Source organism: Streptomyces sp. NPDC058086 (assembly GCF_042885015.1).
GTDB lineage: Bacteria > Actinomycetota > Actinomycetes > Streptomycetales > Streptomycetaceae > Streptomyces.
Genome location: NZ_JBHVST010000079.1, coordinates 1 through 16,624 on the forward strand (window position 1 = coordinate 1; position 16,624 = coordinate 16,624).

At 70.0% G+C, this 16,624-nt stretch carries 12 protein-coding genes and 1 pseudogene; 9 read left to right on the forward strand and 4 right to left on the reverse strand.

Annotation, left to right across the window (positions count from 1 at the left end):
* Positions 1-78: 78 nt before the first annotated feature.
* Positions 79-1,776 (reverse strand): MFS transporter, encoded by a 1,698-nt coding sequence (locus ACFVWD_RS40915; RefSeq protein WP_389603040.1) that lies wholly within the window; start codon positions 1,774-1,776, stop codon positions 79-81.
* Between the two features lie 159 nt (positions 1,777-1,935).
* Between ACFVWD_RS40915 and ACFVWD_RS40920 the strand changes: the two genes are divergently transcribed.
* Complete coding sequence (locus ACFVWD_RS40920; RefSeq protein WP_079065042.1) at positions 1,936-2,553, forward strand: TetR/AcrR family transcriptional regulator; 618 nt, start codon at positions 1,936-1,938, stop codon at positions 2,551-2,553.
* A gap of 178 nt (positions 2,554-2,731) precedes the next feature.
* Here ACFVWD_RS40920 and ACFVWD_RS40925 read toward each other — a convergent pair whose 3' ends face one another.
* Positions 2,732-4,147 carry a cation:dicarboxylate symporter family transporter gene (locus tag ACFVWD_RS40925; protein ID WP_389603041.1) on the reverse strand — a complete coding sequence of 472 codons (1,416 nt, stop codon included), beginning with the start codon at positions 4,145-4,147 and terminating at the stop codon, positions 2,732-2,734.
* Positions 4,148-4,341: 194 nt separating this feature from the next.
* Between ACFVWD_RS40925 and ACFVWD_RS40930 the strand changes: the two genes are divergently transcribed.
* Both ACFVWD_RS40930 and ACFVWD_RS40935 read left to right on the forward strand, forming a co-directional pair.
* Positions 4,342-6,075 carry an ATP-binding protein gene (locus tag ACFVWD_RS40930; RefSeq protein ID WP_389603042.1) on the forward strand — a complete coding sequence of 578 codons (1,734 nt, stop codon included), beginning with the start codon at positions 4,342-4,344 and terminating at the stop codon, positions 6,073-6,075.
* Positions 6,072-6,752, forward strand: a complete 681-nt coding sequence (locus ACFVWD_RS40935; RefSeq protein WP_389603043.1) for a response regulator — start codon at positions 6,072-6,074, stop codon at positions 6,750-6,752. The genes ACFVWD_RS40930 and ACFVWD_RS40935 overlap by 4 nt, the downstream gene beginning before the upstream one ends.
* Positions 6,753-6,764: 12 nt before the next feature.
* Here the strand turns inward: ACFVWD_RS40935 and ACFVWD_RS40940 are convergent.
* Positions 6,765-7,667: pseudogene (locus ACFVWD_RS40940) on the reverse strand (NAD(P)-dependent alcohol dehydrogenase); the annotation flags it as partial.
* Between the two features lie 363 nt (positions 7,668-8,030).
* On the opposite strand from ACFVWD_RS40940, the gene ACFVWD_RS40945 reads away from it, so the two are divergent.
* The 4 genes from ACFVWD_RS40945 (at position 8,031) to ACFVWD_RS40960 (ending at position 11,955) form a co-directional block, all read left to right on the forward strand.
* Positions 8,031-9,401, forward strand: coding sequence for an extracellular solute-binding protein (locus ACFVWD_RS40945; RefSeq protein WP_389603044.1), 1,371 nt, complete (start codon positions 8,031-8,033; stop codon positions 9,399-9,401).
* The gene (locus ACFVWD_RS40950) at positions 9,398-10,261 is read left to right on the forward strand and encodes a carbohydrate ABC transporter permease (protein ID WP_079174127.1); all 864 of its coding nucleotides are present in this window, start codon (positions 9,398-9,400) and stop codon (positions 10,259-10,261) included. The genes ACFVWD_RS40945 and ACFVWD_RS40950 overlap by 4 nt, the downstream gene beginning before the upstream one ends.
* A gap of 1 nt (position 10,262) precedes the next feature.
* Positions 10,263-11,108, forward strand: coding sequence for a carbohydrate ABC transporter permease (locus ACFVWD_RS40955; protein WP_389603045.1), 846 nt, complete (start codon positions 10,263-10,265; stop codon positions 11,106-11,108).
* Between the two features lie 217 nt (positions 11,109-11,325).
* The gene (locus ACFVWD_RS40960) at positions 11,326-11,955 is read left to right on the forward strand and encodes an XRE family transcriptional regulator (protein ID WP_389603070.1); all 630 of its coding nucleotides are present in this window, start codon (positions 11,326-11,328) and stop codon (positions 11,953-11,955) included.
* A gap of 58 nt (positions 11,956-12,013) precedes the next feature.
* On the opposite strand, the gene ACFVWD_RS40965 is transcribed toward ACFVWD_RS40960, so the two are convergent.
* Positions 12,014-13,039: an ATP-dependent 6-phosphofructokinase gene (locus tag ACFVWD_RS40965; protein ID WP_054233176.1), complete on the reverse strand. Its 1,026-nt coding sequence runs from the start codon at positions 13,037-13,039 to the stop codon at positions 12,014-12,016.
* Positions 13,040-13,257: 218 nt separating this feature from the next.
* Here ACFVWD_RS40965 and pta point away from each other — a divergent pair, with 218 nt between their 5' ends.
* Complete coding sequence (gene pta / locus ACFVWD_RS40970) at positions 13,258-15,336, forward strand: phosphate acetyltransferase (RefSeq protein ID WP_168495657.1); 2,079 nt, start codon at positions 13,258-13,260, stop codon at positions 15,334-15,336.
* Positions 15,337-15,371: 35 nt separating this feature from the next.
* On the forward strand, positions 15,372-16,589 hold the full coding sequence (locus ACFVWD_RS40975) for an acetate kinase (protein WP_389603071.1): 1,218 nt from the start codon (positions 15,372-15,374) through the stop codon (positions 16,587-16,589).
* Positions 16,590-16,624: the final 35 nt, after the last annotated feature.

Below are 16,624 nucleotides of genomic sequence, written 5' to 3' on the forward strand. Positions count from 1 at the left end.
GTCCGGCACGGCACGGTAGTGCATGTTCTACGAGACGGAGGCCCGAGGGTCACGGTTCCGAGGCGGGCGAGGATGCGCTCAGCGCGTCGCCGCGCCGGTGAGTTCCGGTTGTTCCTGCGCCACCTGCTCCAGGGCCTCCCCCGGGTGCGCACCGCCCCTCCGGGGCAGCAGGACGGCGACCAGCACGGTCCCCACTCCCAGGATCACCGCGCCGATCAGGCTGGTGTGCGCCACCGCGTCCGAGAAGGACGAACCGACGGCGTCCGCCATCCGCTGCGCCCCGTGGGCGAGCTGGTCGGCCTGCGCCTTCAGCTGTGCGGCCTTCTCGGTGTTCCCGGCGTGCCCCGCCCGCGCGGCCTGGTCACCGAGCTGCCGGGCCCTGTCACCGATGCCCTGGGCGACCGCGTAGCCCGCGCCGACCGAGTCCTGTGCCGTGGACAGGGCGCCCGCCGGGAGTTTGCTGCCCGCGGTGGCGTCCGAGAGGTGCGAGGAGTACGAACTCGCCAGCACGGAACCGAGGATCGCGATGCCGAGTGAGCCGCCGAGCTCCAGCGAGGTGTCGTTGACGGCGCCGCCGACGCCGAGTTCGGCCTCGGGGAACGCGCCCATGATGGCGTCCGTGCAGGGCGAGAGCGCGAGCCCGATCGCGAGGCCCAGGATGGTCAGGGGCAGCACGAAATCGCCGTACGAGGATGCCGCGTCGACCCTGGTGAGCAGCGCGAGCGCCGTGGTGCCGCCGACCATGCCCGCGGTGACCGTGATCTTCATGCCGACGCGCGGGGTGAGGTACCCGGTGAGCGCCGAGCCGACGAACACGGCCCCGGCGAGCGGCAGCATCCGCACCCCGGTGTCCAGCGCGTCGTAGCCGAGGACGAACTGGAGGTGCTGGGTGAGGTAGTAGAAGGCGCCGAAGACGGCCAGGAAGAAGAGGGCGACGGCGAGGTTGGAGCCGGCGAACCGGCGGTGGGCGAAGCGGCGTACGTCGACGACCGGGCGCGGGTGGCGCAGCTCCCACACCACGAAGGCCACGAGGCCGGCACCCGCGACGACCGCGGCGGTCACGGCTTTGACGCCCCATCCGAAGTGCGGCCCCTCGATGATCATGTAGACCAGCGAGCCGATCCAGACCACGGACAGCAGGCCGCCGACGTGGTCGATGCGGTGGTGGTGCGCGGCCCTGGACGGCGGTACGAGGACGAGGGCGCCGACGATCGCGAGCGCGGCGATGGGCACGTTGATCAGGAACGTGGACGACCAGCCGTGGTGCTCCAGCAGCGCACCGGCGACCAGTGGCCCGGCCGCGATGGCGAGTCCGGCGGTGGCGGTCCACAAGGTGATCGCCTTCGCCCGCTCCTCGCGCGGGAAGGTCGCGGCGAGCAGGGAGAGCGTCGCGGGCATGATCAGGGCGGCGCCGACGCCCATGACGGCACGGGCCGCGATGACCCCGGTGGAGCTGTCGACGAGCGAGCCCGCGACCGCGCCCCCGCCGAAGACGACGAGCCCCAGGATGAGGGCGCCGCGCCGGCTGTACTTGTCGCCGATCGCGCCGAGCAGCAGCATCAGCGCGGCGTACGGGACGGTGTAGCCGTCGATGACCCACTGCAGGTCCGCGCTGGACAGGCCCAGGTCCTGGGTCATGTCGGGGGCCGCGACCGTGAGGGCGGTGTTCGCCATCACGATGATCAGCAGGCTCAGGCAGAGCACCAGCAGCGCCCACCAGCGCCGGGCGTAGGGCCGGCCCATCCCCTCGACCGGTTCGTTCATGACGAGACGCATGACTACGGTCGCCCTCTCTCTCGTTCCTCTTGCACACTGACGTGCAATTGCTCAACCATGTGCAATGTACGTCGATGCACACCGCTGTGCAAATGGAGGAGGTGGAGCCCTTGTGGAGGGCACGAGTGATCACCTCGCGCGGCTCCGGGGGCGTGCAGAATGGCAGCCATGACCACGGGTAGTGCCAGCCGCGCGGATGCGAACCGCCGCCGCATCCTCGACGTCGCGCTCGCGGAGCTGCTGCGCGACCCCGACGCGTCCATGGACCAGATCGCACGGGCCGCGGGCGTCGTACGGCGCACGGTGTACGGGCACTTCCCTAGCCGCGAGGTGCTGATCAGCACGTTGACCGACGGCGCGGTGGAGGCGGTGGCCGCGGCGCACGCGGCGGGCCGGGAGAGTGGCCGGGACCCGGCGGAATCGCTGGTCCGCTCGACGCTCGCCGTCTGGGAGATCGCCGACCGCTACCGGCTGCTGGTCGCCCTCGCCCAGCGCAGCGTCACGGTCCAGGGCATCCGCGAGCGGCTGACGCCGGTGCGCGAGGCCTGCGCGGAGCTGTTGCGGCGCGGCCTCGACCAGGGCGTGTTCGAGTCCGCGCTGCCGGCTCCCGCACTGGCGTACGTGCACGAGCAGATGCTGTTCGCCCTCATGGAGGCGGTGAACGACGGCCTGCTGGCACCGGAAGAGGCGGGCCGCTCCGCCGCGATCACCATGCTGACCGCGGCGGGCGTACCCGCCTCCAGAGCCACCGAACTGGTGACCAAGCTGAGCGATTGAGCTGTTGAGGTTCTTCTTCGCACTTCTTCGGCAAAACACCGAGCGGCCAGGTCTACGGGGGGAGAACCTGGCCGCCCGGCGGCTTGGGGCGCCCCGGAGGGGGGCGGGGCTGTGTCACCATGCGGCTCCGCCGCGTGGGCGCGACCAGCCACAACGGACCCGCAGCTCCAAACGGCGCTTACGCCTTCGCCAGCTCCTTCTCCCCGCCCTGTTCGGGCACCTCCGCGGTGACGACCTCGTCCTCGTCGTTGTCCAGCAGAGTCTTCTCGTCGAACGGCAGCTCACCGGCGAGAACCCGGTTCACCCGCTCCTTGTCGACCTCACCGGTCCACGTACCGATCAGCAGCGTGGCGACCGCGTTGCCCGCGAAGTTGGTGACCGCACGCGCCTCGCTCATGAAGCGGTCGATACCGATGATCAGACCGACACCGTCCACCAGCGCGGGCTTGTGCGACTGCAGACCACTGGCCAGGACGGCGATACCGGAGCCGGAGACACCCGCCGCGCCCTTCGAGGCGACCATCATGAAGAGCAGCAGGCCGATCTGCTGACCGATGCTCATCGGCTGGTCCATCGCGTCGGCGATGAACAGCGAGGCCATCGTCAGGTAGATCATCGTGCCGTCGAGGTTGAAGGAGTAGCCGGTCGGCACGGTGATGCCGACGACCGGGCGGCTGACACCCAGGTGCTCCATCTTGGCGATGAGCCGCGGCAGCGCGGACTCGGACGACGAGGTGGAGACGATCAGCAGGAACTCCCGGCCGAGGTACTTCAGCAGCTGGAAGAGGCTGACCTTGGCGACGAGCTTCGTCAGCGTGCCGAGCACGATGACGATGAAGAGCGCACAGGTGATGTAGAAGCCGAGCATGATCGTGCCCAGCGCCTTCAGCGCGTCCATGCCGGTCTCGCCGATGACGGCGGCCATGGCGCCGAAGGCACCGACGGGCGCGGCCCACATGATCATGCCGAGGATGCGGAAGACCAGCTTCTGGATGTGCTCGACACCCTTGAGCACCGGCTGTCCCGCACGGCCCATGGCCTGCAACGCGAAGCCCACGAGGAGGGCGATCAGCAGGGTCTGGAGCACCTGGCCCTCGGTGAAGGCCGAGACGAAGGTGGTCGGGATGATCCCGAGGATGAAGTCGACGGGGCCCTCGGTGGCGGCCGCGGCCTGCGTGTGCCCGACGCCCTTCACGGCCTCGGTCAGATGCATCCCGCTGCCCGGGTGGATGATGTTGCCGACGACCAGGCCGATGGCAAGCGCCACGAAGGACATACAGATGAAGTAGCCGAGCGCGAGACCGCCGACCTTGCCGACCTTGGCGGCCTTCCGTACCGAGCCGACACCGAGCACGATCGTGCAGAAGATGATCGGGGAGATCATCATCTTGATCAGGCTCACGAAGCCCGTACCGATCGGCTTGAGCTCCTTGGCGAAGTCCGGCGCGGCGAACCCGACGCCGATGCCGAGCAGAACGGCGGTGATCACCGCGATGTAGAGATAGTGGGTGCGATCCCGCTTGGCTGCGGGTGCGGCAGGTGCCGTTTGGGTGCTGGCCACGGCTGCCCTCCTTGACGACGTCATCGGCATCATCCGGCGTGCGGCTCACGTCCGGCGGAACCCGGTGTGCGGCCTGCTCCGGGAGGATCCCGGGGTGCGGCTCACTCGGGGGGAGATCCCGGGGTGCGGCTCACTCCGGGGATGCGGTGACTATCTCCCGCCCTGTGAGGGCGGTCACCCTTCCGTTCATTTAGTTCACACTTACAAGGAGAGGCAGACTGAACGACATGCGCTTCCTCGCCGTCCCGCGACCCCGCAGCCTGGCCGGCCAGCTCTTCGCCATGCAGGCCGTGCTCATCGCGGTGCTCGTCGCCGGGTACGCGCTGTTCAGCTACGTCAGCGACCGCGGCCAGGCCGAGGACGCGGCGGGCCGCCAGGCCATGGCCGTGGCCCGTTCGGTCGCCGACGCGCCCTCAGTCCGCGATGCCATCCGCACCACGAACCCCACCAAGGATCTCCAGCCGTACGCGCTCCAGGTGCAGCGGGACACCGGCGTGGACTTCGTGACGATCATGAACCCGCGGGGCATCCGCTGGACCCACCCCGACGAGACGCTGATAGGCAAGCACTTCCTCGGGCACATCGGACCCGCCCTGCACGGCAAGTCCTTCACGGAGACATACACGGGCAGCCTCGGGGCGTCCGTCCGCGCCGTCACCCCGATCCTGGACAACGGCCACATCGTCGGGCTGGTCAGCGCGGGCATCAAGGTCGAGGCGATCACGCAGCGCGTGCAGGAGCAGGTGACGGCCCTCGTCGGCGTCGCAGGCAGCGCACTCGTGCTCGGCGGCATCGGCACGTACGTCATCAACGCCCGGCTGCGCCGCTCCACGCACGGCCTGAACGCGGCCGAGCTGAGCCGGATGCACGACTACCACCAGGCCGCGCTGCACGCCGTGCGCGAGGGGCTGCTGATGCTGGACGGGCAGTACAGGGTGGCGCTGATGAACGACGGCGGGCGGGAGCTGCTGGGGGTGACGGACGAGGTCGTCGGACACTCCGTGGCCGATCTCGGGCTGCCCGCACCGCTCACCGGCGCCCTGCTGTCGGCGGAGCCACGGGTGGACGAGGTGCATCTGACGGCGTCGCGCGTGCTGGTCGTGAACACCTCCCCGGTGTCCGGCGGCGAGCGGCGCGGCACGGTGGTCACCCTGCGCGATGTGACCGAACTCCAGTCCCTGATGGGTGAGTTGGACTCCGAGCGCGGCTTCACCCAGGCGCTGCGCTCACAGGCGCACGAGGCCGCGAACCGGCTGCACACGGTGGTCTCGCTGATCGAGCTCGGGCGCGCCGAGGAGGCCGTCGAGTTCGCCACCGCCGAGCTCGAACTCGCCCAGACGCTCACCGACGAGGTGATCTCGGCGGTCAGCGAGCCGGTCCTCGCCGCCCTGCTGCTGGGCAAGGCGGCCCAGGCGAACGAGCGGGGCGTGGAACTGGTGGTGTCGGAGGAGAGCGGTATCGACGACGGGCTGCTCCAGACCGGCCTGCCGGCCCGTGACCTGGTGACCGTGCTGGGCAATCTGATCGACAACGCGATGGACGCGGCGCAGGGGACGGTGGGGGCACGGGTGACCGTCACGGCCTTCACGGACGACTCCGGCCTGGTCCTGCGGGTCGCCGACACGGGCGCGGGAGTCGACCCCGCCCACGCGGAGGCGGTCTTCCAGCGCGGCTGGTCCACCAAACCGGCGGGGCCCGGCGGCCGGGGCCTCGGACTGGCCCTCGTACGTCAGGCCGTGAGCCGTCACTACGGCACGCTGACGGTGGCGGAGGCGCGCGGGGGCGGGGCGGAGTTCGAGGCGCGGCTGCCGTTGCCTACGGTTACCCCGGGCGCCCCCGCCGAACCCGTGCCGGGGGCCGCCGGAGAACCGGCCCCGGCCACCACCGAAGGGGCTACCGCCAAAGGGGCCGCCGCCGAGCCCGAGTCCGCCCAGCACGCCCTGCCTGGAGGCGACGTATGACCGCCGACCCCATCCGCGTACTCGTCGTCGAGGACGACCCGGTCGCCGCCGACGCGCACGTCATGTACGTGGGCCGGGTGCCCGGCTTCACGGCGGTCGGCAAGGCGCACACCGGAGCGGAGGCGCGGCGCGCGCTGGACCGTACGCCGGTGGACCTGCTGCTGCTCGACCTGCACCTGCCGGACGTGCACGGACTGCAGCTCGCCCGCTCCCTGCGCGCCGCCGGCTATCACGCGGACGTGATCGCGGTGACGTCCGCGCGGGACCTCGCGGTCGTACGGGAAGGGGTCTCGCTCGGGGTCGTCCAGTACGTCCTGAAGCCCTTCACCTTCGCCACCCTGCGCGACCGCCTCGTCCGGTACGCCGAGTTCCACGCGGCGGTGGGCGAGGCGAGTGGCCAGGACGAGGTGGACCGCGCCCTGGCCACCCTGCGCGCCCCGAGCCCGGCCGCCCTCCCCAAGGGCCTCAGCGCGCCGACCCTGGAGCGGGTCACCCGGGCGCTGCGGGACAGCACCGAGGGCCTGACGGCGGCCGGGGTCGCGGAGTCGGTCGGCATCTCCCGGATCACGGCCCGGCGCTATCTGGAGCACCTGGTGGACGCGGGACGGGCGGCGCGCGCTCCGCAGTACGGGCAGGTGGGGCGGCCGGAGTTGCAGTACCGGTGGGTCAAGGGCTGAGCGCGCGGGGCGTCAGCCGCTCGGCAGGATCACGGCTCGGCCCTTCACCTTCCCGGCGTGCAGCCGCTCGTACGCGAGGGGTGCCTCGTCGAGGGAGTACGTCTCGGTGTGCACGGAGACGGCGCCGGTGCGGGCGAGGTCGAGGACCTCGATCAGCTCGCCGCGGGAGCCCCGGTAGGGGGCGTGGACCGACACCTCGGAGGGCAGCGCGCCGAAGCCGACGGGCAGGGCACCCCCGCCGATCCCGACGATGCTGATCTCGCCCTCCACCGCGGCGAGCGCCCCTGCGGTCCGCACGGTCGGCTCCGCGCCCACGAAGTCGAACACGGCCTGGGCACCGATGCCGCCGGTGAGTTCCCGTACCTTCGCCGCGGCCCCGGCGTCGGACAGGACGGTCTCGTGCGCCCCGACGCTCCGGGCGAGCGTGAGCTTGTCCTCGCTGACGTCGAGGGCGATCACCCGGGCCGCGGTCATCGCCCGCAGCAACTGGATGGCGACGTGGCCGAGTCCGCCCGTACCGATGACGACGACGGTGGACCCGGGCAGCAGCTTGGGCAGTGCCCGCTTGATCGCGTGGTACGGGGTCAGCCCGGCGTCCGTGAGGGGCACGGCGGCGACCGGGTCGAGACCGTCGAGCGGTACGAGGTGACGGGCGTCGTCGACGATCAGGTACTCGGCCATCGCACCGGGCGCGCCGAGCCCCGGCGGGCGGATGCCGACCTCGTCGGCGCGCAGACAGTGGTTCTCCTTGCCCTCGGCGCACTTGGCGCAGAGGCCGCAGCCCCACGGCCCGTACACGGCGACCGGATCGCCTTCCTTCAGCCCGCTCACCCCGTCGCCGAGCGCGGCGACCGTGCCCGCGCCCTCGTGCCCGAGGGTCAGCGGCAGCGCGTAGGGGAAGTTCTCGGCGGGCCAGCGGCTCGGGGGAAGTGCGGGTGCGTTCCCGCGTCGTTCGGTGCGTGCTGTCGGCGTGCCGGACGAAGGTCCTCGTAGCGGAGCTACTTGGGCCTTTGGCCGGTGCGGCGAGAGTGCGTGCCGGGCGGCGTGGGGGCGTGCCGGGCGGCGTGGGGGCGTGCCTTCACTTCTTCGGGGTCGCTTGGCTCTCAGTGGGACATGAGACCCGGTGGGACTCATGTCCCGCTGAGACATCACAGGCCCATCTCGGTGAACGCCGCAAGGTCACGAGCCGCTGCAAGGTCATTGACGTGGACTAGTCCACGCTCTTACGTTCACCGGGCAGACAACTCGGCCACCAATGACGTCGGCCAGTAGGAGGTCGTGCCCGTGCGCCCCACCGCCGCCCCGCTACTCCTCGCCACTCTGCTCACCGCGACCGCGCTCAGCGCCTGCGGATCGGGCTCCGGAAGCGATCCGGACACCGTGAAGGTCTCCTTCAAGCAGTCCACGGACAACTCGATCCGCGTCATGGACACCTACTTGGGGGAGATGAAGAAGGAGTTCGAGAAGGCCAACCCCGGCAAGAAGGTCGAACTCGTCCCGATCAAGGCCCCGGACTCCGAGTACTACACCAAGCTCCAGCAGATGCTGAGATCCCCCAAGACGGCTCCCGACCTGGTCTACGAGGACACCTTCCTCATCAACTCGGACATCACGAGCGGGTACTTGAAGCCCCTCGACCCCTACCTCGACAAGTGGCCGGACTGGAACCAGTTCATCGACACGGCGAAGTCGGCCGCGAAGGCGCAGGACGGGAAGACGTACGGCGTCCCGGACGGCACGGACACCCGGGGCCTCTGGTTCGACAAGGGCATCTTCAAGAAGGCGGGCCTGCCCGCCGACTGGCAGCCGAAGACGTGGGACGAGGTGCTGGCCGCCGCACGCACCATCAAGGCGAAGGTCCCCGGCGTCACCCCGCTCAACGTCTACACGGGCAAGCCGGCGGGCGAGGCGGCCACCATGCAGGGCTTCGAGATGCTGCTGTACGGGACAGGTGACGGAACCTCGGACCCCCTGTACGACACCGCGTCGAAGAAGTGGATCGCGGGCAGCCAGGCCTTCAAGGACGCGCTCACCTTCGTGCACACGGTCTACAAGGAGAAGCTGGGCCCCGATGTCTCGGACGCCCTGGACCCGAACTTCCCCACGAACGTCCGCGGCGAACTGATGCCCAAGGGCAAGCTCGGCATCAACCTGGACGGCAGCTGGCTCCCGCAGGACTGGCTGAAGGGCGCGGGGCACGAGTGGCCCGAGTGGTCGCAGAAACTCGGCCTCGCCTATATGCCGACGCAATCCGGCCAGGCCCCCGGCAAGGTGAGCATGTCCGGCGGCTGGACCTGGTCGATCCCCGCCAAGGCGTCCAACCCGGACCTCGCCTTCAAGTTCATCGAGACGATGCAGACCAAGGCGAACGCGCAGAAGTGGTACATCGCCAACTCCGGCATCGCGGTGCGGGGGGACGTGGCCTCCGACCCCGGATACGTGAAGGCGCAGCCCGGCATCAAGTTCTTCACGGACCTGGTCGCGAGCACGCACTACCGCCCCGCGTACCCGGCCTATCCCAAGGTCTCGACGGCCGTCCAGGAGGCCATGGAGGGCGTGACGACGGGTGACAGCTCGGTCGACAAGGCGGCGAGCGGGTACGACGAGGAGCTGAAGACGGCCACCGACAACCAGGTGATCAGGAAGTGAGGCTGCGCCGCACCCTGACCCGCGCCCTCCCCCTCACCCCCGCCGTCGCCCTCCTGCTCCTCTTCCTGGCGGGCCCGATCGCGTACTGCGCGTACATCGCCTTCACCGACCTCCAGCTCACCGGCCAGGCGCACTCGTCCTTCGTCGGCTTCGAGAACTTCCGGGCGGCGTTCAAGGACGACGCGTTCCTGAACGCGGTCTGGCTGACGCTGGTGTTCACGGTCCTGTCGTCACTGGTCGGCCAGAACACGCTGGGCCTGGCGCTGGCATCGCTGATGCAGCGGGCGTCGAAGCCGGTGCGGACGGTCGTGGGCGGGATCGTGATCACGGCGTGGGTGCTGCCGGAGGTGGTGGCGGGGTTCCTGCTGTACGCGTTCTTCCGACGGGAAGGCACGCTGAACGCGATCCTGGACTGGCTCCACCTCCCCACCCAGAACTGGCTGTTCACGCTGCCGATCCTGGCGGTGTCGTTCGCGAACGTCTGGCGGGGGACGGCCTTCTCCATGCTGGTGTACTCGGCGGCCCTGAACGAGATACCGAAGGAGATCACCGAGGCGGCGGAGGTGGACGGGGCGGGTGGCTGGCGCCGTATGTGGCACATCACGCTGCCGATGATCCGCCGCTCGATCGGCACGAACCTGATGCTCAACACCCTTCAGACGCTGTCGGTGTTCGGGCTGATCTGGGTGATGACGAGGGGCGGCCCGGGGAACAGGAGCCAGACGCTGCCGCTCTTCATGTACGAGCAGGCCTTCCAGAAGAGCATGATCGGATACGGCACCGCGGTGGCGCTGCTCCTGCTGGTGGTCGGCTCGCTGTTCTCGCTGGTGTACATGCGGCTGCTGCGGACGGAGGTGTGACATGTCGGTCCGTACGACACTGAGGTCCCGCCGCACCGGCCGCCGGCTGGCCGCCGACGCGGGCCTGCTGGCGGTGGCCGCCGCCTTCGCCCTCCCCCTCGCCTGGGTGGTCCTGTCGGCCCTCGACCCGCACGCGGGCCTCAGGGTGAAGGTTCCGGACGGCCTCACACTGGACAACTTCGACGCGGTCCTGAAACCGGACATCACCTACACACCGCTGCTCAACAGTCTGATCCTGTGCGGGGGCGGGACGCTGCTCACGGTGGTGTGCGCGGCGCTGGCCGCGTATCCGCTGTCGCGGTTCCGCTCGCGCCTGAACCGCCCCTTCCTGCTGACGATCCTCTTCGCGACGTGCCTGCCGATCACGGCGATCATGGTCCCGGTGTACGCGTTGTTCGTACGGGTGAACCTCATCGACACCGTGCAGGGCACCATCTTCTTCTTCGCCGCGTCCCAACTCCCCTTCGCCATCTGGCTGATGAAGAACTTCATGGACGGCGTGCCGAAGGAACTGGAGGAGGCGGCGTGGACGGACGGGGCGTCGTCGCTCCAGTCCCTGGTACGGATCGTGCTGCCGCTGATGGGGCCGGGGGTCGCGGTGGTGACGGTCTTCTCGTTCGTGATGATGTGGGGGAACTTCTTCGTCCCGTTCATGCTCCTGCTGACACCGGACCAGATGCCGGCGTCCGTGAGCATCAACGACTTCTTCGGAAATCGGGGGACGGTGGTCTACGGGCAGCTGGCCGCGTTCTCGGTCATCTACTCGACGCCGGTGATCCTGCTGTACGTGCTGGTGTCCAGGCGGCTGGGCGGGGGGTTCGCGTTGGGCGGCGCGGTCAAGGGGTGAGAGCCGGGCCGGTCTCGCCGAGGCGCCTGGTGACCGTGACGGGAAGGGGCGGCGAGGGCAACACCGTATGTTCGTACGATCCGTGATTGTGGCCGAACAGACCGTAGTCACCACCGCCCCGGCCCCATACTTTGTGCGCGTGCAGCGACCGCAAGCCCCTCAGCCCACCCCGCCCTTCAACGCTCCGGCCGCCCGCAGACTGCGGGCTGCCCTCGGCATGGGCCCCGAGCACGTCGCGTACGGAATGCGAGCCTCGTACGGGCTGCCGTACGTCACCCCCGACCTCGTAGCGGCCTGGGAGAGAGGGACGACCACCCCCAGTGGGCCAGAACTCACCGCGCTGGCAGGCGTGTTGTGGTGCTCACCGGGTGAACTCATCGGCGCGCCAAGGACGTTGCGCGAGCACCGCGTGTCACGCGGGCTGGCCCAGGAGGACATCGCCCGTACCGTCGGCCTCGAACTCCTCGCCTACCAGCGGATGGAGGAGGCCGACGAGTGGCGCGGCAACGACCGGCAGTCGGTCGCCCTCGCCGACACCCTCGAACTGTCGCTGCGGGACTTCATCACCGTCACCGGACGCGACACCAAGCTGGCCGAGCTGCTGCGCAGCGCGGTGACGACGCGCTGGCAGGCGTATGTCCGTCCGGTCGGGAAGATGATCCCGCTGGACCGGCGCCTCCTGGAGGACGTCCTCCAGGAGATGCACACCGAGTACCAGGGGCAGATGGTCGTCACGCTCAGCTGGGGCGGCGGATCGGCCGCCGCGGACGCCGACGACTCCGGCCGCGACTTCCTCGACCGGATCGTCGATCACTTCTGGGCGATGCTCCAAAGAAGCACGTACTGAGTAGAAGCACGTACTGAGTCCGCTCGACCCGAGGTCGTGCGACCCGAGCCGGTGCGACCTAGAACACCGACTCCGCCTCGTCCATCCGGTCCTTCGGCACCGTCTTCAGCTCCGTGACCGCCTCCGCCAACGGCACCATCAGCACATCCGTGCCGCGCAGCGCCGTCATCCGCCCGAAGTCGCCCCGGTGCGCCGCCTCCACCGCGTGCCAGCCGAACCGCGTGGCGAGCACCCGGTCGTACGCGGTCGGGGTGCCGCCCCGCTGCACATGGCCGAGGATGACCGGCTTGGCCTCCTTGCCGAGGCGCCGCTCCAGCTCGTACGCCAGCGCCGTGCCGATGCCCTGGAAGCGCTCGTGGCCGAACTGGTCGATGGCGCCATGGCCGTAGTCCATGGTGCCCTCCACGGGGTGGGCGCCCTCGGCGACGCAGATGACCGCGAACTTCTTGCCGCGGGCGAAGCGCTCCTCGACCATCGCCATCACGTCGGACGGGTCGAAGGGGCGCTCGGGCAGGCAGATGCCGTGGGCGCCGGCCGCCATGCCGGACTCCAGGGCGATCCAGCCCGCGTGTCGGCCCATGACCTCGACGACCATCACGCGCTGGTGGGACTCGGCGGTGGTCTTGAGGCGGTCCATGGCCTCCGTGGCCACACCCACCGCGGTGTCGAATCCGAAGGTGCGGTCCGTCGACGAGATGTCGTTGTCGATCGTCTTGGGGACACCGACCACCGGCAGCCCCGCGTCCGACAGCATCCGGGCGGCCGTCAGCGTGCCCTCGCCGCCGATCGGGATCAGCACGTCGATGCCGAACTCGCGGGCCATGTCCTGCGCGTTCTCGCAGGCCTCGCGGAGCCGGTCGCGCTGCAGCCGCGAGGAGCCGAGAATCGTGCCGCCACGGGCGAGGATGCCGCTGACCGCGTTGAGGTCGAGGGTGCGGTAGCGGCCGTCGAGCAAGCCCGCGTAGCCGTCCTCGAAGCCGATGACCTCGTCCCCGAAATTGGTGACCGCTCGGTGCACGACCGACCGGATCACGGCGTTCAGGCCCGGGCAGTCGCCGCCTGCGGTGAGAACTCCGATACGCATCGTGCTGTGTCTCCTGCTCGCTGCTGGTACGTGTGAGCCGGTCCGATTGTTTCACGAGACGAAGGGCACCGACGATTCTCTCCTCCCCACCAGGCCGTTTGTCCTGGCGGGCGCCCTAGCTACCCTCAGAGGTATTGTCAAGAGGGTTCCGCTCACCCCAGTGGGCCATTTTTCCGAGCCCCGAAACCACCCAGCGCCGCAACGGATGGAGAGCACGCGTGACCCGCAGCGTCTACGTGACCGGGATCGACCGCGGCGACGGCCGCCAGGTCGTCGAGCTGGGGGTCATGGAGCTCCTGACTCGCCAGGTCGACCGGGTGGGCGTCTTCCGTCCACTCGTCCACGACGGCCCGGACCGGCTCTTCGAGCTGCTGCGCGCCCGCTACCGGCTGACCCAGGACCCGGCGAGCGTGTACGGCATGGACTACCACGAGGCGTCCACGCTCCAGGCCGAGCAGGGCGCGGACGAGCTGGTCTCCACCCTCGTCGACCGGTTCCACCTCGTCGCCCGCGACTACGACGTCGTCCTCGTCCTGGGCACCGACTTCGCCGACACCCAGTTCCCGGACGAGCTGGCGCTGAACGCGCGGCTCGCGAACGAGTTCGGCGCCTCCGTGATCCCCGTGGTCGGCGGACGCGGGCAGACCGCCGAGTCCGTGCGCGCCGAGACGCGCAACGCCTACCGCGCGTACGACGGTCTGGGCTGCGACGTCCTCGCCATGGTCGTGAACCGGGTGGCCCCGGCCGACCGCGCCGAGATCAGCGAGCGGATCGACCACCGTCTGCCCATCCCCTGTTACGTCCTGCCGGACGAGCCCGCCCTCTCCGCGCCCACCGTCGCGCAGATCACCCACGCCCTCGGCGGCAAGGTGCTCCTCGGCGACGACGCGGGCCTCGCCCGGGACGCGCTCGACTTCGTCTTCGGCGGCGCGATGCTGCCGAACTTCCTGAACGCCCTGACCCCGGGATGTCTCGTGGTCACCCCGGGCGACCGCGCCGACCTGGTCATCGGCTCGCTCGCCGCGCACAGCGCCGGCACCCCGCCCATAGCCGGCGTGCTCCTCACCCTGAACGAGCGGCCCAGCGACGAGGTCCTCACCCTCGCGGCCCGTCTCGCCCCTGGCACCCCGGTGATCTCGGTGGCCGGGAACTCCTTCCCCACCGCGGCCGAACTCTTCTCCCTGGAGGGGAAGTTGAACGCCGCTACCCCCCGCAAGGCGGAGACCGCCCTCGGCCTCTTCGAGCGGTACGTCGACACCAGCGACCTCCTCAGGCGCGTCTCCGCGCCGAGCAGCGACCGCCTCACCCCGATGATGTTCGAGCACAAGCTCCTCGAACAGGCCCGCTCCGACAAGCGCCGCGTCGTGCTCCCCGAGGGCACCGAGGCCCGCGTCCTGCACGCCGCCGAGGTGCTGCTGCGCCGGGGCGTGTGCGAGCTGACGCTGCTCGGTCCTGTCGACCAGATCCGCAAGAAGGCCGCCGACCTCGGCATCGACCTGGGCGGCTGCCAGCTGATCGACCCGGTCACCTCCGAGCTGCGCGAGCGTTTCGCCGAGAAGTACGCCGTCCTGCGCGCCCACAAGGGCGTCACCGTCGAGCTGGCGTACGACGTCGTCGCCGACGTGAACTACTTCGGGACGCTGATGGTGCAGGAGGGGCTCGCCGACGGCATGGTCTCCGGCTCCGTGCACTCCACCGCCGCGACCATCCGGCCCGCCTTCGAGATCATCAAGACCAAGCCGGACACCAAGATCGTCTCGTCCGTCTTCTTCATGTGCCTCGCCGACAAGGTCCTGGTCTACGGCGACTGCGCGGTGAACCCCGACCCGAACGCCGAGCAGCTCTGCGACATCGCCATCCAGTCGGCCGCCACCGCCGAACAGTTCGGCGTCGAGCCCCGGATCGCGATGCTGTCGTACTCGACGGGTACGTCCGGGTCGGGCGCCGACGTCGACAAGGTGCGCGAGGCCACCGACCTGGTGCGGCTGCGTCGCGACGACCTGAAGATCGAGGGGCCCATCCAGTACGACGCCGCGGTCGAACCGACCGTCGCGGCGACCAAGCTGCCGGACTCCGAGGTCGCCGGGCAGGCCTCCGTGCTGATCTTCCCCGACCTCAACACCGGCAACAACACCTACAAGGCCGTACAGCGCTCGGCCGGCGCGATCGCCGTCGGCCCGGTCCTGCAGGGCCTGCGCAAGCCCGTCAACGACCTGTCCCGCGGCGCGCTGGTACAGGACATTGTCAACACGGTCGCGATCACGGCGATCCAGGCCCAGACTCCGAGCAGGGCATGACCACCACCGTCCTCCACCCAGAAGGCACCCCCGCCGTGACCGCCACCCGCGTCCTCGTCCTCAACTCCGGCTCCTCGTCGGTGAAGTACCAGCTGCTCGACATGCGCGACAGCAGCCGTCTCGCCATGGGCCTCGTCGAGCGCATCGGCGAGGGCACTTCCCGGCTGAAGCACACGGCGCTCACCACGGGCGAGACCCGCGAGACGACCGGCCCCATCGCCGACCACGCCGCCGCGCTCAAGGCCGTCGCCGAGGAGCTGGCCAAGGACGGCCTCGGCCTGGACTCCCCCGAGCTGGCCGCGATCGGCCACCGGGTGGTGCACGGCGGGAAGCAGTTCACCGAGCCCACGGTCATAGACGAGGCCGTGCTCGCCGAGATCGAGCGGCTGATCCCGGTCGCCCCGCTGCACAACCCGGCGAACCTGATCGGTATCCGTACGGCCCAGGCGCTGCGCCCCGACCTGCCCCAGGTCGCCGTCTTCGACACCGCCTTCCACACGACGATGCCGGAGTCGGCGGCGCGCTACGCGATCGACGTGAAGACCGCCGACGAGTACCGCATCCGGCGCTACGGCTTCCACGGCACCTCGCACGCGTATGTGTCCCGGGCGACGGCCGAACTCCTGGGCAAGGCCCCCGAGGACGTGAACGTCATCGTGCTGCACCTCGGCAACGGCGCGTCCGCCTCCGCCGTACGGGGCGGCCGCTGCGTGGACACCTCCATGGGGCTCACGCCGCTGGAGGGACTGGTCATGGGCACGCGGTCGGGCGACGTGGATCCCGCGGTCATCTTCCATTTGACGCGTGTTGGCGGGATGTCCACGGACGAGATCGACACTTTGCTGAACAAGAAGAGCGGCCTGATCGGTCTGTGCGGCGACAACGACATGCGGGAGATCCGTCGCCGTGTCGACGAGGGTGACGAACAGGCGCGGCTCGCCTTCGACATCTACATCCACCGCCTGAAGAAGTACATCGGCGCCTACTACGCGGTACTGGGCCGGGTGGACGCGATCGCCTTCACCGCCGGAGTGGGCGAGAACGCCGCTCCGGTGCGCGAGGCCGCGGTGGCCGGCCTGGAGGAACTCGGCCTGGCGGTCGACGCCGACCTGAACGCGGCTCGAGGGGACGGGCCCAGACTCGTCTCCCCCGAGGGCGCACGGGTCGCGGTCGCCGTGGTGCCGACCGACGAGGAACTGGAGATCGCCACGCAGACCTACGCACTCGTGGGCGCGTCCCACGACCTCATCTGAGCGGCACCACGCCACCTCGAACGGGCGACACCGTG

Coding starts and splice junctions, on each gene's coding strand:
- ACFVWD_RS40935 (WP_389603043.1), top strand. CDS start 6,072: ATGACCGCCGACCCCATCCGCGTACTCGTCGTCGAGGACGACCCGGTC.
- ACFVWD_RS40930 (WP_389603042.1), top strand. CDS start 4,342: ATGCGCTTCCTCGCCGTCCCGCGACCCCGCAGCCTGGCCGGCCAGCTC.
- ACFVWD_RS40915 (WP_389603040.1), bottom strand. CDS start 1,776: ATGCGTCTCGTCATGAACGAACCGGTCGAGGGGATGGGCCGGCCCTAC.
- ACFVWD_RS40925 (WP_389603041.1), bottom strand. CDS start 4,147: ATGATGCCGATGACGTCGTCAAGGAGGGCAGCCGTGGCCAGCACCCAA.
- ACFVWD_RS40955 (WP_389603045.1), top strand. CDS start 10,263: ATGTCGGTCCGTACGACACTGAGGTCCCGCCGCACCGGCCGCCGGCTG.
- ACFVWD_RS40965 (WP_054233176.1), bottom strand. CDS start 13,039: ATGCGTATCGGAGTTCTCACCGCAGGCGGCGACTGCCCGGGCCTGAAC.
- ACFVWD_RS40920 (WP_079065042.1), top strand. CDS start 1,936: ATGGCAGCCATGACCACGGGTAGTGCCAGCCGCGCGGATGCGAACCGC.
- ACFVWD_RS40960 (WP_389603070.1), top strand. CDS start 11,326: ATGGGCCCCGAGCACGTCGCGTACGGAATGCGAGCCTCGTACGGGCTG.